The organism is Odoribacter sp. AF15-53, assembly GCF_003479425.1.
Lineage (GTDB): Bacteria > Bacteroidota > Bacteroidia > Bacteroidales > Marinifilaceae > Butyricimonas.
The window spans coordinates 18,952-40,771 of sequence record NZ_QUHC01000015.1; the positions used below are offsets into that span (position 1 = coordinate 18,952).

Annotated in this window: 21 protein-coding genes; 13 read left to right on the forward strand and 8 right to left on the reverse strand. The window is 42.0% G+C overall.

What is annotated here, in order from left to right; genetic code table 11:
- The first annotated feature begins 10 nt into the window (after positions 1-10).
- The 4 genes from DWW52_RS18820 (at position 11) to DWW52_RS18835 (ending at position 6,815) form a co-directional block, all read left to right on the forward strand.
- Positions 11-1,090: a TlpA disulfide reductase family protein gene (locus DWW52_RS18820; protein WP_118261374.1), complete on the forward strand. Its 1,080-nt coding sequence runs from the start codon at positions 11-13 to the stop codon at positions 1,088-1,090.
- A gap of 179 nt (positions 1,091-1,269) precedes the next feature.
- Positions 1,270-1,653, forward strand: a complete 384-nt coding sequence (locus DWW52_RS18825) for a hypothetical protein (protein WP_147348417.1) — start codon at positions 1,270-1,272, stop codon at positions 1,651-1,653.
- Between the two features lie 502 nt (positions 1,654-2,155).
- A complete protein-coding gene (locus tag DWW52_RS18830) occupies positions 2,156-3,763 on the forward strand; it encodes an ATP-binding protein (RefSeq protein WP_118717266.1) in 1,608 nt (535 codons plus the stop codon).
- Between the two features lie 244 nt (positions 3,764-4,007).
- A complete protein-coding gene (locus DWW52_RS18835; protein ID WP_118717268.1) occupies positions 4,008-6,815 on the forward strand; it encodes a pitrilysin family protein in 2,808 nt (935 codons plus the stop codon).
- A 322-nt stretch (positions 6,816-7,137) separates the two neighbouring features.
- Here the strand turns inward: DWW52_RS18835 and DWW52_RS18840 are convergent, their stop codons facing one another.
- The 3 genes from DWW52_RS18840 to DWW52_RS21145 all read right to left on the reverse strand — a co-directional run bounded on the left by DWW52_RS18840 (position 7,138) and on the right by DWW52_RS21145 (position 8,305).
- Complete coding sequence (locus DWW52_RS18840; protein ID WP_117775537.1) at positions 7,138-7,587, reverse strand: DUF4405 domain-containing protein; 450 nt, start codon at positions 7,585-7,587, stop codon at positions 7,138-7,140.
- A 66-nt stretch (positions 7,588-7,653) separates the two neighbouring features.
- The gene (locus DWW52_RS18845; RefSeq protein WP_233556986.1) at positions 7,654-8,112 is read right to left on the reverse strand and encodes an AraC family transcriptional regulator; all 459 of its coding nucleotides are present in this window, start codon (positions 8,110-8,112) and stop codon (positions 7,654-7,656) included.
- 43 nt (positions 8,113-8,155) lie between these two features.
- Positions 8,156-8,305, reverse strand: coding sequence for a hypothetical protein (locus DWW52_RS21145; protein WP_181998447.1), 150 nt, complete (start codon positions 8,303-8,305; stop codon positions 8,156-8,158).
- A gap of 99 nt (positions 8,306-8,404) precedes the next feature.
- Here DWW52_RS21145 and DWW52_RS18850 point away from each other — a divergent pair, with 99 nt between their 5' ends.
- Positions 8,405-9,331 carry an ABC transporter ATP-binding protein gene (locus tag DWW52_RS18850; RefSeq protein ID WP_118717270.1) on the forward strand — a complete coding sequence of 309 codons (927 nt, stop codon included), beginning with the start codon at positions 8,405-8,407 and terminating at the stop codon, positions 9,329-9,331.
- A 32-nt stretch (positions 9,332-9,363) separates the two neighbouring features.
- On the forward strand, positions 9,364-9,768 hold the full coding sequence (locus tag DWW52_RS18855; protein ID WP_118717272.1) for an ABC transporter permease: 405 nt from the start codon (positions 9,364-9,366) through the stop codon (positions 9,766-9,768).
- A 133-nt stretch (positions 9,769-9,901) separates the two neighbouring features.
- On the opposite strand, the gene DWW52_RS18860 is transcribed toward DWW52_RS18855, so the two are convergent.
- Together DWW52_RS18860 and DWW52_RS18865 are read right to left on the reverse strand one after the other, a co-directional pair.
- Positions 9,902-10,357, reverse strand: a complete 456-nt coding sequence (locus DWW52_RS18860; protein WP_118451162.1) for a hypothetical protein — start codon at positions 10,355-10,357, stop codon at positions 9,902-9,904.
- 105 nt (positions 10,358-10,462) lie between these two features.
- On the reverse strand, positions 10,463-11,719 hold the full coding sequence (locus tag DWW52_RS18865; protein WP_158582669.1) for a DUF3945 domain-containing protein: 1,257 nt from the start codon (positions 11,717-11,719) through the stop codon (positions 10,463-10,465).
- Positions 11,720-12,066: 347 nt separating this feature from the next.
- Between DWW52_RS18865 and DWW52_RS18870 the strand changes: the two genes are divergently transcribed.
- Positions 12,067-12,855 carry a hypothetical protein gene (locus tag DWW52_RS18870; RefSeq protein WP_118451164.1) on the forward strand — a complete coding sequence of 263 codons (789 nt, stop codon included), beginning with the start codon at positions 12,067-12,069 and terminating at the stop codon, positions 12,853-12,855.
- Here the strand turns inward: DWW52_RS18870 and mobC are convergent.
- The 3 genes from mobC to mobA are packed head-to-tail and all read right to left on the reverse strand — an operon-like array spanning position 12,852 to position 16,499.
- Entirely contained in the window at positions 12,852-14,864 is a 2,013-nt protein-coding gene (gene mobC, locus DWW52_RS18875; protein WP_118717274.1) for a conjugal transfer protein MobC, read from the reverse strand. The two genes, DWW52_RS18870 and mobC, sit on opposite strands and share 4 nt — an antisense overlap.
- A 17-nt stretch (positions 14,865-14,881) precedes the next feature.
- Positions 14,882-16,090, reverse strand: coding sequence for a conjugal transfer protein MobB (gene mobB, locus DWW52_RS18880; protein ID WP_118717276.1), 1,209 nt, complete (start codon positions 16,088-16,090; stop codon positions 14,882-14,884).
- Entirely contained in the window at positions 16,074-16,499 is a 426-nt protein-coding gene (gene mobA / locus DWW52_RS18885) for a conjugal transfer protein MobA (protein WP_118717278.1), read from the reverse strand. Before mobA ends, mobB begins: the two co-directional genes overlap by 17 nt.
- Before the next feature lie 588 nt (positions 16,500-17,087).
- On the opposite strand from mobA, the gene DWW52_RS18890 reads away from it, so the two are divergent.
- The 6 genes from DWW52_RS18890 to DWW52_RS18915 all read left to right on the forward strand — a co-directional run bounded on the left by DWW52_RS18890 (position 17,088) and on the right by DWW52_RS18915 (position 21,816).
- On the forward strand, positions 17,088-17,843 hold the full coding sequence (locus tag DWW52_RS18890; protein WP_118717280.1) for a ParA family protein: 756 nt from the start codon (positions 17,088-17,090) through the stop codon (positions 17,841-17,843).
- The gene (locus tag DWW52_RS18895) at positions 17,840-18,169 is read left to right on the forward strand and encodes a DUF3408 domain-containing protein (RefSeq protein WP_118717282.1); all 330 of its coding nucleotides are present in this window, start codon (positions 17,840-17,842) and stop codon (positions 18,167-18,169) included. Before DWW52_RS18890 ends, DWW52_RS18895 begins: the two co-directional genes overlap by 4 nt.
- Positions 18,170-18,240: 71 nt before the next feature.
- Positions 18,241-18,615: a hypothetical protein gene (locus DWW52_RS18900; RefSeq protein ID WP_148315409.1), complete on the forward strand. Its 375-nt coding sequence runs from the start codon at positions 18,241-18,243 to the stop codon at positions 18,613-18,615.
- 109 nt (positions 18,616-18,724) lie between these two features.
- Positions 18,725-19,018, forward strand: a complete 294-nt coding sequence (locus DWW52_RS18905; RefSeq protein ID WP_118717286.1) for a DUF4134 domain-containing protein — start codon at positions 18,725-18,727, stop codon at positions 19,016-19,018.
- A 10-nt stretch (positions 19,019-19,028) separates the two neighbouring features.
- On the forward strand, positions 19,029-19,346 hold the full coding sequence (locus tag DWW52_RS18910; RefSeq protein WP_118717288.1) for a DUF4133 domain-containing protein: 318 nt from the start codon (positions 19,029-19,031) through the stop codon (positions 19,344-19,346).
- Entirely contained in the window at positions 19,339-21,816 is a 2,478-nt protein-coding gene (locus DWW52_RS18915; RefSeq protein ID WP_118717290.1) for a TraG family conjugative transposon ATPase, read from the forward strand. Before DWW52_RS18910 ends, DWW52_RS18915 begins: the two co-directional genes overlap by 8 nt.
- Positions 21,817-21,820: the final 4 nt, after the last annotated feature.

The following is a 21,820-nucleotide window of genomic DNA, read 5'->3' on the forward strand; positions in this document are numbered from 1 at the left end:
TAAAAAAGAAATGAAAAAAATAGTATTGTTAATAAGTATGGTATTGGCGTCCTTCGCGTTTTGCCGGGCGCAGGAAGGATTTAAAATCACGGCGGAAACCTCCGGGGTGCCGGACGGGAAAATGTTGTTGATCAGCGAACGGGGCGACACGCTCGCCACCGCCGACATGGTGGGCGGCAAGTTCGAGTTCACCGGGCGGGTGGACCGCGCGATGGTAGCGTACATCATGACGGCGGACGCGAAAGCGAGAATTCCCCTGATGATCGAGAACGCCGTGTTTAACGTGATCGCCAACGAGAAAATGGTCTACGTGGACGGCGGCGGTGCGGCGCAGGAATTGCTCCGCCAGTTTGATGCCATCAACGCGAGCGTCAAGCAAGAAAAACAGCGGATGCAAAGCGAGGTGCAAAAAGCTTACCAGGAACAAAATATGCCTAAAATGCAAGCCCTCCAGTCACAATTCCAGAAATTCGTGGAGAAGGCACAGAAGCAGGAAACCGAGATGTTGCAGGCTAACGGCGGATCGTTCGTGGCAGCCTACGTGATAACCAATTCCATGAGGCAGGTGGGCTTGGAACGCTTGCGGGAACGCTACAACTATCTGACGGACGAGGTCAAGGGCGGTCCCTACGGGAAATTGATCGCGCAACAAATTGCCTTGTACGAGTCGCTGGAGATCGGTGGCACCGCTCCCGATTTCACGGCAATGACCCCGGAGGGCGACACCCTCTCGTTGCATCAGGTGAAAGGCAAGTTGAAATTGCTGGATTTCTGGGCATCGTGGTGCAACCCCTGCCGGCAGGAAAACCCGAACATCTTGAAACTCTACCAGAAGTACCAGTCCAAGGGTTTGGAAATTATCAGTTTCTCGTTAGATAACGATCCCCGTGCCTGGAAAAAAGCCATCGAGGAAGACGGCATGATCTGGAAACATTTCTCCGACCTGAAAGCCCAAGGCTCTCCCATCGCCAGCATGTACAACCTCATGAGCATCCCCTGCACCTTCCTGCTTGACGAGAACAACAAAATCGTCGGCAAGAACCTCCGCGGCGCTCAATTGCAGAAAAAAGTGGCAGAGTTGTTGAAATAAAGTTTGTAAGGTCTATAAGGTCAAAGGTCACGGGAGTCCTTCGGACCGAATTTATCGGCAGCCCTGCTGCCGTGAACAAAGCACCCGCGGGGGTCCTCGGACCTTAAGGACCTTATGAACTTTCGACTTTACGGACTATAAAAACCTTTTTCATCGTTCATTTCCTATATTCCATTGCCATGAGAACCTTAAAATTTTTATTTTGTATTATTCTTTTCGTGAGTATCATGCCGGAGCTTCAGGCGCAAGTTTTGGAAAAGGAGGAGAGTGTATTTGGGTACATTAGTTACGGGCTTAAGGGAGACTCTCTTCGTTGGTATTCCCCCGGAGTGTTTACTTTTGAGATAGACAGTGTCGAGGAACGAAAGATATCCGAGGAAATTGTTCGTGAAGTGATTCCCGATACGTTGAAAACGATTCTTTTGAAGATATTTCAAGAAAAAAGTTCCGACGTTGATTTTGCCCAGTTTTCCGATATACTTTCTATTAAAAGGTGGTTTCGAGAAAGCGAGGCCGAGTTGGGATTCCTCCTTTATTTCAATCCGGAAGGTAAAAATCTTTAAAGCCGAAATCCACTTCTCCAAAGTTATTGAAACTTGCATCAAAGAGCAGGACGTTAATGCCATGTACCGGAAAATCATGAAAATGAAGATTGACATGGGAAAATTGAAAAACATTGCTTCGGAGCCAGGACAACAACCGGTTTTTGCGACTTGGCTTATCCCTGTCCGAAAGGTATTGTCTTTATAAAGAAAATAACGAAGTATAAACAAGTTCTTTGACATATTGGGACGAGAGAGAAAAAAGAACCGAAGATAGAACCTTCGGTTCTAGTCTATAAGGTCGAAAGTCCATAAAGTCAAAGGTCACGGGAGTCCTTCGGACAGAGTTTTCGGCAGCTCTGCTGCCGTGAACAAGGCGCCCGCGGGGTCCATGGACCTTCAGACCTTATGGACTTTACGGACCCGAACCTTCGGTTCGCTCTTATAAACTTTATAAACTGTCCTCCCCCCTCAATCAAAAAAAAATTGTACCTTTGTTGCAAGATAAAAAACTCGTACAGCAATGAAGTACCCGATAGGCATCCAAAGTTTTGACCAAATTATAGAAGATGGTTACGTTTACGTGGATAAAACCGAGATGATTTACTCCCTCGTGAAGGAAGGAAAAATCTATTTCTTGAGCCGTCCCCGTCGTTTCGGTAAGAGCCTTTTGTTGTCGACGTTAAAGAATTATTTCCTCGGGCGAAAGGAACTTTTCAAGGGGTTGGCAATCGACCGCTTGGAAAAAGACTGGTTGGAATACCCGGTGTTTCATATTGATTTTAACGGGAGCAATTTTCAAGAGGAGGGTACGCTGGAAAAGGTGATCGAGGAGCATATTTCCGCTTGGGAAAAGGCTTACGCCATTCTTCCGGATCAAAGCCGGGATCGGGGAATGCGATTCATTCAAGTCCTGAGAGAGGCTCACGCGCGGGTGGGACGTCGTGCCGTGGTATTGATCGACGAGTATGACAAGCCTATTTTGGATGTCCTCGACACGGGACTGGAAACGGTTGTCGGGGAAAACCGGATGTCGTTGGAAGACCGCAACCGGGGAATCCTGAAAGGTTTCTACTCGGTATTCAAGGCGGCTGACGAGCACCTGCAATTCGTCTTGCTGACGGGGGTGACCAAATTCTCGCAGGTAAGCGTGTTCAGCGGCTTCAACCAACCGAGAGATATCAGCATGGACGAGCAGTTCGAATCCCTTTGCGGGATCACGGGCGAGGAGTTGGAAAGCTATTTTGCCATTTCGATCGAGGAACTGGCACGGAAAAACGAGTTGACGGTAGAAGAAATGAAACAACTCGTGAAGGCGCAATATGACGGGTATCATTTCGGGACGGGCCTGATTGATATTTATAACCCGTTCAGTTTGTTGAACGCTTTCATTTCGAAAAGGATCTCTGATTACTGGTTCCAAAGCGGAACGCCGACCTACCTGGTTCGGCTGTTGCGTCACACGCGGGAAAACCTGGACGAGATGACGGGTCGTTATTACCGGACCCCGGAATTCGTGGATTACAAGGCAGACGTGGAGAAGCCGTTGCCGATGATCTACCAGAGCGGTTACCTGACGATCAAGGATTTCAACAGGCGCCGCAACACGTTCTTGCTGGATTTCCCGAACAACGAGGTGAAGAACGGCTTCTTGAGTGTAGTCGCCTCGGATTACTTGAAGCCCCGGACGGAAATAAACAGTTGGGTGCAGGATGTCGTGGATGCCTTGCAGGAGGGGAAGGCGGAAGAGTTCGGCGTGTTGTTGACCTCGTTCTTGAGCGACATCCCTTACACGATGCGGCGGAAAGAGAACGAGCGGGAGCGTGAACGTTACTTCCATTACACGTTCTACCTGATCTTGCGCCTGGTAAGCGTTTACACGGTGTACACCGAGAAACAGCAGAGCGAGGGCCGGGTGGATTGCATCGTGGAAACGGACCGGTACATCTACATCTTTGAATTCAAGCTGGACGGCACCGCCGCCGACGCCCTTCGCCAGATCGAGGAAAAAGGCTACGCCCGTCCCTACCTGAACGACCCCCGCCGGTTGTACCGCATCGGGGTCAGCTTCTCCTCCGAAACCGGCACGGTCGAGGAGTACGAGGTGGAACCGGAGGTTTTAAGTTTATAAGGTTTATAAAGTTCGTAAAGTTCATAAAGTAGAACCTTCGGTTCTGGTCTGTAAGGTTGAAGGTCTATAAGGTCTTTAAGGTCAGGGGAGTCCTTCGGACAGAGTCTATCGGTAGCAGAGCTGCTATAAACAAAACGCCCGTCGGGTTCCAAAACCTTATAAACTTTATAAACCTTACAAACTTTATAAACCATTCTTTCTCTCCCGTTCCCCTTGTCATAGATTGAAAAATTAATCAACAGACATGAAAAAAGCGATATTGTTGTTTGTCGCGAGCTTGCTTTTCATGGCGGGCTTGTCGGCACAAGTGGATTTGGAAAAGAAATTACCCCGTGACCCGGAGATGGTCGTGGGGCGTTTGTCGAACGGTATGACGTATTATATCCGTCACAACGACCGCCCCCGGAATCAGGCGAACTTTTACCTGGTGAGAAACGCGGGCTTCCTGCTGGAAGAGGGGGACGAGCAGCGTGGCGTGGCGCACTTCCTGGAGCACATGGCATTTCAGGGCTCGGAGCATTTCCCCGGGCGGGAGATGATCAAGACGCTGGAGCGTCACGGGGTGCTCTACGGGCATGACATCAACGCCGTGACCTCGGACAACCACACCGTTTACCTTTTTAACAACGTCCCCACGGGCGACGAGCGGTTCTTGGATACTTGTGTGATGCTCCTGCGCGACTGGTCGTATTACCTGACCATCGACGAGGACCGGATAGATCGGGAGAAGAAAGTCATCGAGGAGGAGTGGAACATGCTGAACACGCCCGCAAAGAGAGTGCAGGACCAGTTTGCGCGGGTGTTGCTGCAAGGCTCCCCTTATGCGGACCGGGACGCACTGGGGACACCGGAAGCGATCCGGGCGATCGACGTGCGGAAGCTCAGGGAGTTTTATCACGAGTGGTACCGCTCGGACCTGACAGCCGTGGTGATCGTTGGCGACATTGACGTGAAGCAGATGGAACGCCGGGTGAAGAAGATCCTCTCCAAGATCCCGGCGGTGAAAAAACCGACTCCCCGTCCCGAGATAGAGATCCCGGCGCATGAGGAGATGTACTACTGCTTGGCGACGGATCCCGGGGTGAACTACACGACCCTGAACGTCATCACGATGGTGCCCGAGCCCTCCAGGGAGGAGAAGAACACTTACGCGTACTTGAAAGAGGAGATATTGATCCGGTGCTTCAACACGATGGTGGGGAAACGTTTCGCGAAATTGCTTGCGAGTCAGGATTGCCCACTGGCGAAAGGGGGAATTAGTTTCATCCCGTTCAAGCGGGGGTATTACACTTACCAGCTCGGGGGAATCCCCAAGCCGGGCCAGGACGAGGCAGCGTTGCGTGCGTTGCTGACGGAGAACGAGCGTTTGAGACGCCACGGCTTCACGGCGGGGGAGCTGGATGAGGTGAAGGCGTCGCTGTTGAAGGACCTGGAACTGGGTTACCGCGTCTGCGGGGAGGTGAAGCATGACGTTTACTGCCGAGCGATGATGGAGCATTATTTGAACGGCGAACCGTTGGTGGCGGATGCCGAGAAGTACGGCTTCTTGAAAGACTTGATCCCGACGCTGACCGTGGAGGACGTGAACACGAAGGTGTGGGAGTGGGATATCCCGGGTAACAAGACGGTGGTCATCTCCGGTGCGGAAACGGTCTGGCATTTGATGGAAGAGGAAGTGGCGGATATCATGTCGGATGTGAGGAACGGAGAGGTTGAGCCTTACGTGTACGAGAAACCGGTGACAGATGGCGGGAAACCTTTGCTGGAAGAAGAATTGGCGGGAAGTCCGGTGATTTCGGAACATGAGATTACTGGGTTTGATGCCGTGGAATGGACACTGGCAAACGGGGTGAAAGTCGTGTATCGTGAAAGCAGTCAGGAAGGAAACAAGTTGGCATTGAAGGCTTATAGCCCCGGCGGGACTTCTTTGTACGAGGAGGATATGCTTCCCACGGTGGAAATGACCGTGCCGTTCGTGAAGGCTTGCGGTTTGGGCGATTATGATGCGATGGCATTGAAGCGGAAAATGGAAAGCAAGGGTTTGAAATGTGAGGCGAGTATCCGGGAATTGAATGAATACGTGATCGCTTCCGCCTTGCCGGAGGATGTGGAAAGTATGTTGCAGTTGGTGTACATGACTTTCGCGCAACCGCGGTTTGACCGAGAGGTTTTCGGGAAGATGATGGCACAGCAGTTGATGCAATCCCGAATGCAGGGGATGAACCTGTTGCAGGACACGGTGAAGCGGTTGCAATCCGGTTGTCATCCGCGAGCGTTGTTGAAGAACGCAGCTTATTTCGGGAAAGTGAATCTCGATAAAATCGAACAAGTATATCGGGAACGTTTCTCGAATGCCGGCGATTTCACGTTCTTTATCACGGGAAATATTCCTGCGGCGGAATTGAAACCGCTGGTGGAGAAATACATCGGTTCCCTGCCGGCAACGGATAGCCGTGAAAAATGGGTAGATTGGGGAATAAGACCTCCCCGGGGAAAACAGGAGCAAGAGATCGAGTTTATGGGGCTTCCTAGTTCAATCGTGGTGTTGAGCATGACCCGGGAAATGGATTACAATATTCGCCATAATATCTGTTTGGAAGCGTTGAAGAGTATCCTGCAAACGCGTTGTATGAATGTCATCCGGGAAAAGGAGGGCGGCACTTATGCGGTGAACGTAAACCAAGGTGTGGTTTATGAGCCCGTTGCGCAGTATAGCATGATAGTGGAATTCCAGTGTGACCCGTTGAACGCCGCCAAGTTGAAAGGTATTGTTTACGGTGAATTGGAACGGTTGCGGCAGCAAGTCCCTTCCCGTGACGAGTTGATGATGGCGTTGAATTCCATCCGCAAGAAGGAGGGAGAAGCCCGGGAAAGTAATGTTTATTGGCAGGAAAAATTGGTGTTGTATTATAGAACCGGACTGAACCAGGCGGATGTGAGGGAATTCGAGGAGATCGTGGATAAACTGACACCGGAGGATTTCCTTGAGTTCGTGCGGGAGTTTTGGGAAAACGTAGATATCACGGATGTAGTGTTTAAACCGAAGAGTTAGTTTGTAAAGGCGAACCTTCGGTTCTGGTCCATAAGATTTATAAAGGTCCATAAGGTCGAAAGTCACGGGGGCTTCGGACAGTGTTTTTGATTTTATGGACTTTATTGCTTTAGATGATTCGTAATTCGGTAATTTTGATGTAAACGAGCAGAAATGAAGGAGAGGATGGGGTGAGAACGGGCTACTACTCCAGTACAACATTTAAGCAACACCTGTCTAGCACCTGACGGGATAAGTGTTGCTCAAATGTTATAGAAAAGGCAAAACTTGGTTGTTGCTTGATTTTTGTTTGTAAACGATGGGAATAGGATTAAAATTTAGCCTAACGTTTGCCTAATACATGGGTTATGAATCCCCGGTACAAGAATTTTCTTCGTTTAAATATATGTTGAAGTCCTAAAATGCTTAGTATAAGTCCATTTTTGTAATGGAAAAGTCCTATCGGAGAATTGACTCCGTGAACAAAAAACAACCCTATTCCCGTGGCAACAAGTGATATGAAAACAATGGAAAGTAACAATACGATTTTCCATTTGTTCTTCTTGCCTGTGCTTGCCAGCCCTTTATACCATTTCCAATGGCTTTTCATATGTATAAATCCCAATAGCATAAACAATAGGCTGGTAATCACGTGAAATGCAGCCCAATTATGCCATATTTCATGATTGTTGCCATGTCCTGCTACATGTAACTCGATACCCGTGTAAAATGATAAAGCGAACACAGGGACTAGCATTAAATCTGTCAAGTAAATAAGTCTGCTTCTGTCCATTTTTTTTATGCGAAGTTACAGCAGATGGACGAACAGAAGAATAGACGATGTATGGTTAAGATTGCACTATTCGAGGTATTTTTTTCGGAAACAAGTAGGATTTATGCCCACTGTTTTCGTGAACAATCGGGTAAAATAGGCACAATCATCTATTCCCAAAAGAGCAGAAATCTCACTTATTCTCAGGGTGGTGTGTGCCAGCATTCGCTTGGCTCTCAGCATGAGTTCGTTTTGAACATACTTGCTTACACTCGTGCCTGTAATATCTTTAATCACTTCATTCAGATAGACTGGTGATATATGCAATGCTTCCGCGTAATAAGATATATTCCTGTTAATTTGTTTTTCTTCTGAAAATAATTCCTTGAATGCCAGTGTTATTTCAAGGTGTCTTTTGTTTTGGGATTTTTGTCCGATGATTTCTTGCATGGAATCTGCTATTATACCCACAACAGCGCATGACAGGTTTTGTAAAACGGTTTTTGGCTCGTTGGTTTCCTGTTTGTCGATTCTGCGGAGAATCATCGAAAATAATTGGGCGAGTTCTGCATACGAGGTGTCACTTATACTAAATGGGGTAGGTGATAGCGCATATTCTATCCCCCTGATTATACGCTCCAAAACGAACGTGATTCCAATTATACTCCAAATCGGCGGGATAAGTGGGAGCGTAAGACACGGGATCGGCTTTCATCGCCAAATCATAAGCTTGTTGCACACTATTTAAAGGACCGTGATATTTATCCCAGTTGGTCTGGCTATTATAGGGACGGGCGATGCTTTTGGGGTGTATTGTATGTAAAATTATAGCAGTGTTATGGAAGATATTATTGTAAGAGTAGAACATTTGTCACATCGATATAGCATCCAATGGGCTGTAAGAGATGTTAGCTTTGAGATACCCCGGCACGGGATTTACGGGTTGCTGGGAGCGAATGGGGCGGGGAAGTCGACCGTGATGAATATTATGTGCGGGGTGTTGAAGCAGACGGAAGGGGATGTGATTATAGCGGGGGTGAACACGAAGCGGGATACGATTGCCGCGAAAAAACATATTGGCTTTTTGCCGCAAAAACCTCCTTTATACCAAGATTTAACGGTAGAGGAGTATTTGACCCATGCGGCTGATTTGCGTTGGGTGACACCGCGGGAGATGAAAAAAGCGGTGGAGGAGGTGATGGAACGTTGTGCCATCACTCATTTCCGTAAACGGTTGTTAAAGAACTTGTCCGGTGGATACCAACAACGGGTAGGGATAGCGCAGGCTATCGTGCATAAACCGGATTTGGTGGTATTCGACGAGCCGACGAATGGTTTGGACCCGAACCAGATCGTGGAAATTCGTCATTTGATCAAGAGTATCGCGGAGGAACGCACGGTGATTCTTTCCACGCATATTTTGCCGGAGGTACAGGCTGCCTGTGACCATATTTTGATGATGGACCACGGGAAAATGGTCTTTTCCGGTACGGTGGATGAGTTTGATAATTATATTGTTCCGAATACTATATATGTTCGTTTTGCTAACGCACCCTCTTCGGGGGTATTGAAAGGGGTGGAAGGAGTGAATGACGTGGAAGATTTAGGAGGTCAGCAGTTCCGGGTGCGTTTCACGGACGCGCAAGAAGTAACCGAACGTTTAGTGGATTTGAGTACCGAACATCATTGGCGATTGCAGGAAATTCGGCAGGAGAAAAATTCGTTGGATACGATTTTTGCTAAATTAATGGAGAAGGGGAAGTGAAATTAATAGCATAAAAATTAAAGAGATTTATTATGAGAGCCATATATAAAATAGCGAAGACGGAGTTACAGATGCTTTTCTATTCGCCTATCGCCTGGTTGTTGTTGTTGTGTTTTGTTTTTCAAACGGTGTTCTTTTACACGGGGATGCTTGAAAGTTTCGTGCTCGACGTGGAAAATTCCGGCAGAACTTACTGGTGTTCTTTGCGCCTGTTCATTAGGGGGTATGGCGGTAGTTCAGGATTGTGGCCGAGTGTGGTGAATATCCTGTATTTGTATATCCCATTGTTGACGATGGGGGTAATCAGTAAAGAGTTGAGCAGCGGTTCTATTAAATTGTTGTATTCTTCACCGATTAGTAATACCCATATTGTACTGGGAAAGTTTTTGGCAATGGTGGTGTATGCATTTTTGTTGACTTTGATTTTATTTATCTAGAGGAAAGAACAGTTTCGCGGGTTCTTTGAACTCGTGAATCTGTTGTGTGTTTTCAAAGGTTGTTTCTAGTTCTGAATTTTTGTGGATTCGAGGGAATGCCAATAAGGAATTAGAATGAACCGAGTATTAGGAATTATTTCTCTGTTTGAAATCTTTCTTTCAGGTGCATGGTCTTTTTTATATCACATCCCCAAACAAACACTCTATAAACAGGGCGATTTATACCGTAATAAGGTATTTCATCTTGAAAATGTTCTATATCCATTTCTGTAAGGATGTTACATAATTCCTCCGATTTGGCTTTGTCACTAGTGAAACCGATACAATGCGTCCAAGCCCATTTATCAGATTGTATTTGTGCATAGCCATATTCAATAATATCCTGTTCTGATGTGAAGGTCTTTATTTTGTCCTTTTGTCCTCTTTCAGTATAATACCAGATAAAAGTTCCCCCGATTTTTTCAATCCCGAATCCTTCATAAATAGCGTTCCCGTTAATAGAATAAGAATCGAAGTTCGCGCAATTTGCTTTCATCCATTCTTCAAGTTCTTTTTCTGTCTTGGGTATATTACCATCATCATTTTTCATAGGAGTAATTTTATTTCTAAAGACTAAGATAATGCTTTTAAGTAGAATAACAAAGACTGAAGGATTATCCCTCAGTCTTTGTTATTCTACTTGTATAATTTAATCTCATTGCCTCATTTTAGGGGTTTTAGGTGTATTCTTTTGTTTGTTCGTTTGTTCGTGAGATTGGTATTTTTCCTGATATTTTGTTTGTGATTTTAAGACTTCTTGTGCTAGTGATGCGTTTCTTCTATCTGCTGCATCATAGAACTCGATACCTGTTGATGTCCCCTTGAGATAAGCATCACGTACGGATTTATCTTTACATAAAATATTTCTCACGAAAATAACCCCGTTATCCTTCAGTATGGTTCGTTGCTCTTCTGTGATTGGTTGCCCTCCAAATGCGGGCGGAATACCTTTTAGTGGATCTTTCTCGTTTGAAATTCTTTTATCCGTTTTTTCTTGCCGTGTACGGTTTCGTACTAACGCGATACCACGACTATCGGCATTTGCTTGCACGTACCCGTCGAACTTTACCCCCTCCTTACTATTCATCCCGGTTAGATACACTGCTTTACCTTCTTTCAGACTGTTTTTTTGTTCTTCGGTTAATTTTACACCTTTGTATTCGTCTTTTATTCTCAAGGTAGAGGCTCTTAATGCAACAATCCTATTTGTCAGATGATCGACGCTTAAAAATGCGGGTTCCGCTTCGGACGATCCTTTAAATTTGTGCGAAACAACACGACCGAGATTCCCCGTTGTAAGCATATTTTTTTTGTCATCAGCCGTGAACGTGAGATCGTATTTGTCAAAATTCGGATAATCGAGTTTTGATTTTAGATCTGTTGTGATTTTATCATCTTGTAGGTTAAAGAATGCACGTGCTTTTCCCTCAAACGTCACTCCATTTATCGCAATTTTTACATCAATAAGATTATTTGAACCGTACCCTTTCAACATTGATTCCAAAGAACCGTTCTCTTTTAGTTTTTCGGGGGTAATCCCGAATTTCGCGAGGGTTTTCCAGTCGATTTTCTCGTCAGGATTTAGATTTAAGGACTTGATTTTTTTCTCGACCTCTTTAGTCACCTCGTGTTTTTGCTGTTCTCCGGGTTGATTTACCAAATGAATTTCATCTTCTTTAAAACGGAAAAACTTGTAATTCTCCGGATTTTTAAATTGCGTCCAAAAGTTCTTGAAAAAGTTTTCAAAGGGATTTAAATTCTTGTCAACCTTGAAAAATTGGTTTTGGTCAATTGCTTCATCTGCCGGGGCAGTTTTTAGATTCCCTTTCTCGTCTATACCGCTGATGCTTTTTAACGTGTTTGTTTGGTCGTCCTTGTCGGAAACAAACATAATGTTCAATTCATTGCTCATGTTATCTCTGTTATTATTGATTATGAACATGAATATGATTCTTAAAATACAGATAATTAGGGGAATGTAAAATTCGTCTGTTTTTGTCCTATTTTGTCTTTCTGTTTAGAATTTTTGTTATCTTTGAAAAAAGAAATAGTAATTCTCTTGTAGCGAAACCACCATTTTTCCTCGCTACATGGAATGATATATTAGGCGTGATAATTTACATCTAGGGGATATGGTGGTTCCTGCGTGACAAATTAATCCACGCCTTTTTATTCACGTTTTGGCGTGAAAAAATAGGGGAGATAAATTTAAACCATTGAAAAATGGGATGAAAATTTATTAACTCTAAATATATAAGAATGAATAAACGTCACGCGAAAACCACCACCACCCAAAGACCGCAATCTATTGAATTTACTTTGAATACGGATGTCGTAAAAGAAATATCTTTTACTTGTTTGTTGTATGGAGGTACAATTGATTGGGGAGATGAAGAAATAGAGCACAGAAATAATACTATTTCAGATTTGAATACTTTTTTTACGCACGAATACACGTGTGCAATGGGGATTGTTACGGTCAAAATATCTGGCACGAAGATTTGTGAATTTTCTATCCAAGATGTAAAACTTGTTGATTTTAAGTTGATTAATTGTGATTTTCTGCATCGTTTGTATATCGTTAATTGTAACTTGCAGAGCTTAAAATTTGATCGTAGTAACCTCTTGGTGCTATTTTGTGGCTGTAATTGTCTTGAAGAATTGCAGGTGGATACTTTACCTAATATGGCTATATTAAATTGTGAAAATAATTACATCAAACATCTGGATTTAACAGCGAATTTAAGTTTATGTTGTTTAGAATGTAAGTGTAATAATTTGTCTGAAATACAAATTTCAGAACAAAATACCAAATTACATTATTTGCATTGTAGCTTTAATGCTCTTTCTAAAAATGCTCTTGATGAAATATTTACTATTTTACTTGATGCCGTTGGCGTGTTGGGGCTTGAACTTGATTTCGCGTATAATCCCGGCACGAGTGAAATTGATAAATCTGGTTTTAAGGAATTATTTTGGGATGTAAAAAATATCTACTATGAAAAGTTGGTAGCACGTTTCACTGAATATACGAAAGAGTGCGTTTAGCACTCTTTCTCTTTAATTAGATGTTTTAGTTTCGGATCTTTTTTTATTCGCTTTAATTCGTCGAGTACAATTTGTTGAATATCTTCCTTGATGCGGATGTAATTTGCTTGAATCGTTTCTTGCATCCTATCATTTTCATCTTCGTCTTGAAAATTTGTGATTGGTGGCAGCTTCTTGTAATTGGCAGCTTCCTGTTTCACCTTTTCATTATCCACTACAATTTCACAATGGAATATCTTCTGCTCAATACGTTCATTGAAATTATCACTGACTGCACCCACGAACATACCCTGTGTAAGATTGGAAATTTTGGACGGCGGTATCAAGCTATCCATTTGTGTAGAAATGGAAGTTGATTTATCGTTGCGGTTGATAGTCATGCTTTGCCGCTTTTGCAGCACCTTTCCGAACCTTTCGGACAGAGTTTTCGCCGTTTCGCCAACTACCTGACCACTAAAAATATTACCTACTGTATTTTCGATAACCCGGCTCTCTTTATCCCCGTAATCTCGGCGTAACTGACTGAAATCCTGAAAGCCCAAACAGACTGCCACCTTGTTGCTTCGTGCCGTTGCTATCAGGTTATCCAGTCCCCGAAAATAGATGGTCGGTAATTCGTCAATAATTACAGAGCTTTTCAGTTGGTGCTTCTTGTTTATCAACTTTACAATGCGGGAATTATACAACCCTAAAGCACAGGAATAGATATTTTGGCGGTCGGGATTGTTACCTACCACCAGTATTTTAGGTTCTTCCGGATTGTTAATATCCAGTGAAAAATCGTCCCCAGTCATTACCCAAAATAAAGCCGGGCTTATCATGCGGGAAAGCGGGATTTTAGCACTTGCAAGCTGCCCCTGCAACTGGTCTTGAGCGTTGGATTCCCAAGCGTCCATGAACGGTGAAAGGTAGTTCTCCAATTCGGGATAACTCGTTAAAATCGTGAATGTATCAGCATATTTCTTGTTCAGAAATTCGATGGCGTGAGGGAATGTACAATACTTACCTCCTTGATAGATTTTTAAAAACCAAATGATAGAAGCTAGCAAAATAATCGGACTTTCTACAAAGAAATCTCCCTGTTTGGTTATCCAACTGCGGTTAAGATTTAGCATGATTGTATAACTGGCTTCGTATGCGTCCGATATGTCCGTCATGAATGCCGGATTTATCGGGTTACATCGGTGGCTCTCGCGGGGATTGTCAAAATTGATAATGTAAAATTTAGGGTTTACCTTATACCCGTCCAAATGCTTGATTAAATGGTTATAAGCTATTTCCGAAAGGTCGGGAAATTTGTAGTCATAAATATAAACAGCAAACCCTTTTTCGATTTGTTGTTTGATGTAGTTATTGACTACCGCGTACGATTTTCCCGAACCGGGCGTGCCCAATATCATGCTTGCTCTGAACGGGTTTACAATGTTTATCCACCCATCGTTCCATTTCTTTTTATAGTAAAACCGGGTCGGTAAATTTACGGAATATTCGTTCTCTATCAGACGAGTTTCCTGTACAAAACTTTCGTTTTCAGTATTAAAAATATCATCTAGCAAATTATTTTTTAAAAGTCGTGAAATCCAGAGTCCCGCGATTAAAAGAGATAGGTACCCAACTGTCATGGTGAGGATATACAGAATTGTCCTATTTTCAGAGGATAACACAACATCCCATATCCACCAATTCAAGAAAAAAAGGATATAACCGATGCTTAGGAATACATAAATCTTGCTCCATGTAATTTTTTCATTTTTTACCCCCTTTGTCCCTAAACAAGATAGAGCGAGAAATACTACTGAAAAAAGTTTAGTGTACAGGATATTGGAGAATAGCCCTGTGCTACGCTGGAAGTTCAACAAAATTTTATCGACGACCCCGATATTGATACCCCATTTCTGTATTATAGGGTAACAGAACCAATATATATTTATGGATACGAACAGAATGCTAATAGCTCGCATGAAATCCATTACGCGGGCTAACCCGCGTAGATCATCTTCTTGTTGCATAATAATTGTTTCGTGGTTTATAAATTCTTTTTTCTTCTTTTTCTCCGGCGTTTCCGTTGGTCTACCGAATAGATGTCATTGCCAAATGTTTCCTGTCCCGTGATGGAATTAGAAATGAATGTTCCGTTTCCGAAATCTATACCGGGAGATAAGCTAGGGCGAATAGTCCTGCTATCGTTAGGAATACTTTTATTGAACCGTTCGTTAAACGCATTTGCGGAATACTCTTTGCCTAGGCGTGAACCGTTCAGCACCACCCGGCTGTCGTGGTCGATGAATGTAACTCCATAAATACGTTTGCTAGAGTTCTGCCGGAATATCACGTTAATCCCTTTCTTCCTCAATTCCTTTTCAAACTGTTTGCGGGTCCGCGAGCCATTAAAGGCCTCGGAAACCGCTTGCCGGGTATGTTCTTTGAGTTTTTTCTCTTTTATTCTCTTTGTAGATGTTGCAATCTTTCGTGAAATTGCATTGTAACTCACTGATCTTGATATACGTGATGCCTTAATTGGATTGCCTTTTTTTTCTCCTTTGTCGTTAGTTGCTGAATAAATAATACCATGATAGGGTTTCCCGGCTGCTTCTCCTTTTATTTCTTCAACGTGAATATTGTAAAGAGATAACAAGGCTTTGTATTCCGTAAAACTTTCGAAATAGTAACTACTTATTAGAGCTTTAACCGTGTTAGAGATTTGGTGTTTCACATCACCGTCCCGGTAGTTCACTTTCTTTAGTTCCGGGTATTCTGAACAATTTTGCTTTTCTGCTGGATGAAGGTTATATTTTTTTTCTAGTTCATCTGTTATTTTTTTACTGCGAACGTGTTCAAAAGAATCGTTAATTTTTTTCCCATATTCGTTTGTCCGGACAGAAACAATATGAACATGATGACGGTTTATATCTTCGTGCTTGAACACCATAAAGGGTTGATTAATATAACCGAGTTTTTTCATGTATTCTTGTGCGATTTCGGAAAACTGTTCATCCGAGAGCTTATCATCAGGGTGTGGATTTAAAGATATATGAATGATGTTTTTTTTCGTCCGAATACCCTCTGGTATATACTTGTTGAAGCATTCTATACACTTATGAATGTCAAACACTCCGTTATAATTTTCCGAAATTTTGTTAGTGAATAAAACCTTTCCTTTCTCTTGATCCACCTTGTTTTGATTGTAAGCAAGTGCACCATACAATGATTTACCGACACTAATTTTCGCTATCATGATTCATGTATTTGTTTTCAAAATCTTGTGTCAGGTTTATAATTTGTTGGCTAAGCTTGATTAATTGTATGGTTTCTTTTTCTAATTTGAAGAGTAAAACACGGGCTTTATTTTCGCTGAAATTAGTGTTTAGTACTTTTACAACTTGATTATAATTTACCCCGATCGACCGGAATTGAGCAAATATGTTTGTCAAACGGGAATAATAATCGTGTGCGGACTTGTCAATTTTAAGCACTCGAAAGGGTTCTGAAAAAATTCTTTTCACGATAAATTTTGATTTATTTGTCATTCCGGTTTGCTCCATTAGCGTTAAAAAGCGTGTATTATCTGCGGCGTTCAAGCGGATATAATACCGGTATGTTGCCGGATCGACCGTTTCCCGTTTTGTTGAGTTTTTATTTTTCATGAGTTTTTATTTTAGGATTTACGACTTCGGAGTGAATACCCCGGCTATCTGCCGGGTAAGGGTTTTTGTCGGACAAATGAATATTTGTCGGACAAAGACACACCTTGCTATGTTCTCTCGAACATAAAAACCAATTCCTTGTGGATTTTGCTTTAAAGAATCTACCGTCTTTTTTTTCATGTCGATACTGTGAATCGTTTTGCTCGAAGTTACTGTTTAGAGATTTGAAACACTGTATTTTGTGTTTGCCAATAGCGAACAGTTATTTGCCAATTTCACCATTGAAAATGCTTGCGTGCAGGTAAATTGATATGATGAATGATCGGATGGAGGACTGGCGGAAAGATTGATTGATTGATTGATTGATTGATTGATTGAGTGATTGAGTGAGTGAGTGAGCGGATGATTGAGTGAGCGGATGATTGAGTGATATGTTGATTTATTGAATCATCGAATGAATGATTGTTTGGTGGAAAGGATGAATGAAGGGTAGACAATATCGGACAAAAAGGGACAAAAAAGGAATAACTTTTATTTTGAAGCTCTTTTAATATTCTTTTGTTCTGAAAATAATTCAAAACAAAGCATATGAAACAAGTTTTTTTAAGTTTTGCGAACCAAAAAGGAGGTTGCGGGAAATCTTCTATGACCGTCTTAATGGCTAGTTATCTACATTATCTTACACGGTTGAATGTACTTGTGGTTGATGCGGATTACCCTCAATACAGTATTTACAATTTGCGCAAACGCGATTTAGATTTAATAGAGAAAGATTCTTATTTTAAACGACTTGCTTATAGTCAATTGAAAACTCAGGAAAAAACAGCGTTCCCGATTTTACGAAGTACGCCGGAGAATGCTATTGGAACGTTAAAAGAGTATTTACATTCTTCTAAAACTATCTATAATGTAGTTTTGTTTGATCTACCGGGAACGGTGCAGAGTAATGGTGTTTTGGCAACTTTGGCGGGGATGGATTATGTTTTCGTTCCTCTTCTTGGGGATCGTTTAGTTTTGGAGAGTAGTTTCGCGTTTGTCAAAACATTGAATGATGTGTTTGTTAAAGATGAAAAGATGCGCTTAAAACATCTTTATTTGTTTTGGAATCAAGTTGATGCGAGAGAAAGAAATGATCTATACGATTTGTACAATAGAATAATACAACAACTACATTTTAATCTATTAGATAATAAAATTTTGGATACAAAGCGGTTTCGAAAGGAAATACTGGCCGATAAAAGGATAGTATTTCGTTCGACGCTGTTTGCTCCTTCTCGTCAGTTCGTGAAAAGTAGTGGACTTGAGAATCTATTTTCTGAAATTATAAAGATCGTTGTGCGATGAGTAAAGATGAAATTAACGAATTACTGTTGAAAAAAATGATTGCCGGGGAGGATGTTTCCGAGCAAAAAGAAAAAGAGATTGAGGTAAAATCAAGGCGAAAAAAGGACTATTCTTCTACTTTCTTGATGATAAATTCTTTGTCAGAGAGGCACGGCGTGTATATAAGCATGAATAATTATTTACGAGTATCGGCATTCATCAGGCTACTGGGTACAAAGCTGACATTGGGAGGTTTTATTGATAACATCTTGAACGTCCATTTTGAACAGTTTGGTGATGAAATTTCTAAAATGATCGAACAACAAATTTCAAAATTGAAACCATGATAATTTTGATAATCATGGTCGTTTTAATTTTAACGATCTACTATTTGTGGATTTATTTACATGATACAGACGTGAAAAAAGAAAGAGATCAACAAGTATCGAACAATTGTAATGATATTATAGGAGAAAGTAAGTTTGATAATAGACAATTTTGGACAAAAACAGGCATTGGACTTCCGATCACAAAAGAAGCGAATATTGAGAATACATTTGTATTAGAGGGAGAAAATGAACCTGTTCTGCTGGAAGAAGATTTAATAGAGGCAGAGTATGAAGATGAGGATTCCGGTGTAGCGAGAGGTATTCGTTTTGAGGAAATTGTTTACGTGATAAAAGAGGAAGAGAGTACTGGTGAAAACACGGAGGTGTATGATTCGGTCATGAAACAGATTCAAGAAAATCGGGAAAAGATGGAAGATATGTTAGATAGTATTGAAATTGAATAGTAGTGAATTATGAAAGAAATAGAATACGGTTAATATTTTAATGCTTTGATAGTCAGGTAAATAATTAATCATAGCCACGGCAATACCGGGGCATAAAACAAAATCGGAAATGAAAAGAATATTTTTTTCGATGCTATTTATTAGCATCGCCGGGTCTTTATTTGCCCAAGGCAACGGCTCTGCGGGAATTGAAGAAGCTACGGTTATGATCGTTTCTTATTTCGATCCAGCTACAAAATTGGTTTTCGCAGTAGGTGCGGTTTGCGGGTTAATTGGGGGAGTCAAGGTATTTAACAAGTTTAGCGCGGGCGACCCCGACACGAGTAAAGTCGCTGCCAGTTGGTTCGGAGCCTGTATATTTCTTATCGTGTCAGCCACGATCTTACGATCATTTTTTCTTTAAAAAGGGTATTATGAAATATCAAATTCATAAAGGCGTGGGTAAATCGGTTGAGTTCAGGGGATTGAAGAGTCAGTATCTTTTAATTTTTGCGGTCGGACTCTTGGCAATATTCTTTGTGGTTATAGTATTGTTTATGGTTGGAGTGAATAATTTATTTTGTATCGTGTTCGGGTTAATAGCCGCTTCCGTGTTGGTTTGGTTGACTTTTAAGCTAAATAGGGTGTACGGGGAACACGGGTTAATGAAATTGTTCGCGAATAAACATCGTCCTCGCTTCTTGATTAATCGGAAATTAATTCATCATTTTATTAAGCAAAATCATGCGTAATACACTAAAAGCGACGACGCTAGAAAATAAATTGCCTTTGCTGTCCGTTGAAAATGATTGTATAATTTCAAAGGATGCAGACATTACGGTATGTTTTCGTGTGGAGTTACCGGAAATATTTACTATTACGGCTGCCGAGTACGAACAAATACACGGTGCTTGGGTAAAAGCTATTAGCGTGTTACCTCAATATTCTATTGTTCATAAGCAAGATTGGTTTATCGAGGAAAAATACGAAGCTGATTTTGAAAAAGAAATGACTTTTTTAGAGCGTTCGTCGGAACTACATTTTAATGAACGTCCGTATTTAGAGCATAGTTGTTATTTGTATTTAACGAAGACAACGAAACAGCGAGCCCGTCAACAAAGTAACTTTTCCACGCTTTGCCGTGGAAATATTATCCCGGGTGAAGTAAACAAAGAATCTTTTACCTGTTTTCGTGAAAGCGTGGAGCAGTTTAAAAAAATAATGGATGATTCAGGGTGTATCAGGTTGACAAGATTAACCGGGGATGAAATTATCGGAACGCCGGAATCAACGGGATTGATCGAAAAATATCTATCGTTATCAGACTCAGGTAGTTTACAAGATATTAAGTTACACACGGATCATGTACGCGTGGGAGATAAAATAACTTGTTTACACACGTTGTCAGACGTGGAAGATTTGCCGGGTTTCGTCAGTACAGACACGGAGAATAAGGCATATTCGACGGATCAAACTTCCTGCGCTCTTTCGTTTGGTGGAAATTTGGGATTGTTGTTAGATTGTAACCATATCTATAATCAGTACGTGTTTTTGGATTCAACCCCGGAAATTTTACACAAATTTGAAAAGTCCGCACGGACGATGCTTTCACTCTCCCGTTATAGCCGAGCGAATCAAATAAATAGAGAGTGGATTGAGTTATTTTTAAACGAGGCACACTCCAAAGGACTCACGGCGGTACGATGTCACGCGAATGTTATGGCTTGGGGTGAAAATGTTTCAAAACGGGTTAAGAATGAGGTCGGTAGTCAGATTACCGCGATGGGCTGTAAGGCTCGTTATAATACAAGCGATGCCGCGACACTTTTTTGGGCTGCAATACCCGGTAACGCGGGCGATTTTCCAGCCGAAGAGTCATTTTATACATTCTTGGAGCAAGCGGTATGCTTTTTTTCGGAAGAAACAAACTATACATCTTCTCTTAGCCCGTTCGGTATTAAAATGTGTGACCGTGCCGGAAAACCAATTCACGTGGATATTTCGGACGAGCCTATTCGGGCAGGAATCACAACCAACCGGAATATGTTTGTCGTGGGGGGATCTGGAAGTGGAAAGAGTTTTCTCATGAACCATATTGTAAGACAATACTGGGAACAGGCAACGCATATTGTTATAATAGATGTTGGAAATAGCTACAAGGGGTTATGTAACTTGATTAACAAAAGGACAGGAGGGCAAGACGGTATATATTTTACATACTCGGATGAATCGCCAATCTCGTTCAATCCTTTTTTTACGGATGATAAAGTTTTTGATATAGAAAAACGGGAGAGTATCAAGACTCTCATTATGACTTTGTGGAAAAAGGATACCGAGCCAGCCACGAGAGCGGAAGAGGTAGCACTTTCCAACGCTATCTCGGAATATATAAACAGGATCAAAGTAAATGAATCGTTAGAGCCTGATTTTGACGGGTTTTATGACTTCGTGAAGACAGATTATCAGGAACTTTTAAGAGAAAAAGGAGTCCGAGAAAAGGACTTTGATATTTTCAATTTTTTAAACGTGTTGGAGCCTTACTACCGGGGAGGTGAATATCATTTTTTACTCAACTCGGATAAAAAACTCGATTTATTACATAAGCGATTTGTGATTTTCGAGGTCGATTCAATTAAAGATCATCCAATTCTTTTCCCAATCGTGACCTTAATTATTATGGAAATGTTTATAAATAAAATGCGTAGACTCCGGGGAGAACGAAAAATGATAATTATAGAGGAAGCGTGGAAGGCTCTTATGAACCGGGGAATGGAGGAATATATTAAATACCTGTACAAAACGGTGCGTAAGTTCTTTGGAATTGCCGTAACTGTCACGCAGGAAATTGACGATATTATTTCATCTAAGATTGTAAAGCAATCTATTATTAATAACTCCGATGTAAAGATTTTACTGGATCAACGAAAATTCTTAAACAAGTTTACAGAGATTCAATCCCTATTAGGATTGACAGAAAAAGAAAAAGCACAAGTGTTATCTGTTAATATGGCAAATGACTCTCGCAGAAAATACAAAGAAGTATTTATTAGTTTGGGAGGAACACGGTCGGCAGTGTACGCAACCGAAGTTTCAGAAGAAGAATATCTAACCTATACGACGGAAGAACAAGAGAAGCTAGAAGTACAGCAACGTGCTGAAAAATTAGGAAACATCGAATTAGCAATCAAACAGCTTGCCCGTGAAAAACGGGAAAATAATTAATTTA

Bases quoted from the DNA above. Each gene is read 5' to 3' on its own strand.
- DWW52_RS18830 (WP_118717266.1), top strand. From the start codon at position 2,156: ATGAAGTACCCGATAGGCATCCAAAGTTTTGACCAAATTATAGAAGAT.
- DWW52_RS18895 (WP_118717282.1), top strand. From the start codon at position 17,840: ATGAGTAAAGATGAAATTAACGAATTACTGTTGAAAAAAATGATTGCC.
- DWW52_RS18865 (WP_158582669.1), bottom strand. From the start codon at position 11,719: ATGAGCAATGAATTGAACATTATGTTTGTTTCCGACAAGGACGACCAA.
- DWW52_RS18890 (WP_118717280.1), top strand. From the start codon at position 17,088: ATGAAACAAGTTTTTTTAAGTTTTGCGAACCAAAAAGGAGGTTGCGGG.
- DWW52_RS18910 (WP_118717288.1), top strand. From the start codon at position 19,029: ATGAAATATCAAATTCATAAAGGCGTGGGTAAATCGGTTGAGTTCAGG.
- mobC (WP_118717274.1), bottom strand. From the start codon at position 14,864: ATGCAACAAGAAGATGATCTACGCGGGTTAGCCCGCGTAATGGATTTC.
- DWW52_RS18835 (WP_118717268.1), top strand. From the start codon at position 4,008: ATGAAAAAAGCGATATTGTTGTTTGTCGCGAGCTTGCTTTTCATGGCG.
- DWW52_RS18860 (WP_118451162.1), bottom strand. From the start codon at position 10,357: ATGAAAAATGATGATGGTAATATACCCAAGACAGAAAAAGAACTTGAA.
- DWW52_RS18820 (WP_118261374.1), top strand. From the start codon at position 11: ATGAAAAAAATAGTATTGTTAATAAGTATGGTATTGGCGTCCTTCGCG.
- mobA (WP_118717278.1), bottom strand. From the start codon at position 16,499: ATGAAAAATAAAAACTCAACAAAACGGGAAACGGTCGATCCGGCAACA.
- DWW52_RS18855 (WP_118717272.1), top strand. From the start codon at position 9,364: ATGAGAGCCATATATAAAATAGCGAAGACGGAGTTACAGATGCTTTTC.
- DWW52_RS18870 (WP_118451164.1), top strand. From the start codon at position 12,067: ATGAATAAACGTCACGCGAAAACCACCACCACCCAAAGACCGCAATCT.
- DWW52_RS18825 (WP_147348417.1), top strand. From the start codon at position 1,270: ATGAGAACCTTAAAATTTTTATTTTGTATTATTCTTTTCGTGAGTATC.
- mobB (WP_118717276.1), bottom strand. From the start codon at position 16,090: ATGATAGCGAAAATTAGTGTCGGTAAATCATTGTATGGTGCACTTGCT.
- DWW52_RS18915 (WP_118717290.1), top strand. From the start codon at position 19,339: ATGCGTAATACACTAAAAGCGACGACGCTAGAAAATAAATTGCCTTTG.
- DWW52_RS18850 (WP_118717270.1), top strand. From the start codon at position 8,405: ATGGAAGATATTATTGTAAGAGTAGAACATTTGTCACATCGATATAGC.
- DWW52_RS18845 (WP_233556986.1), bottom strand. From the start codon at position 8,112: ATGATTCTCCGCAGAATCGACAAACAGGAAACCAACGAGCCAAAAACC.
- DWW52_RS18905 (WP_118717286.1), top strand. From the start codon at position 18,725: ATGAAAAGAATATTTTTTTCGATGCTATTTATTAGCATCGCCGGGTCT.
- DWW52_RS18840 (WP_117775537.1), bottom strand. From the start codon at position 7,587: ATGGACAGAAGCAGACTTATTTACTTGACAGATTTAATGCTAGTCCCT.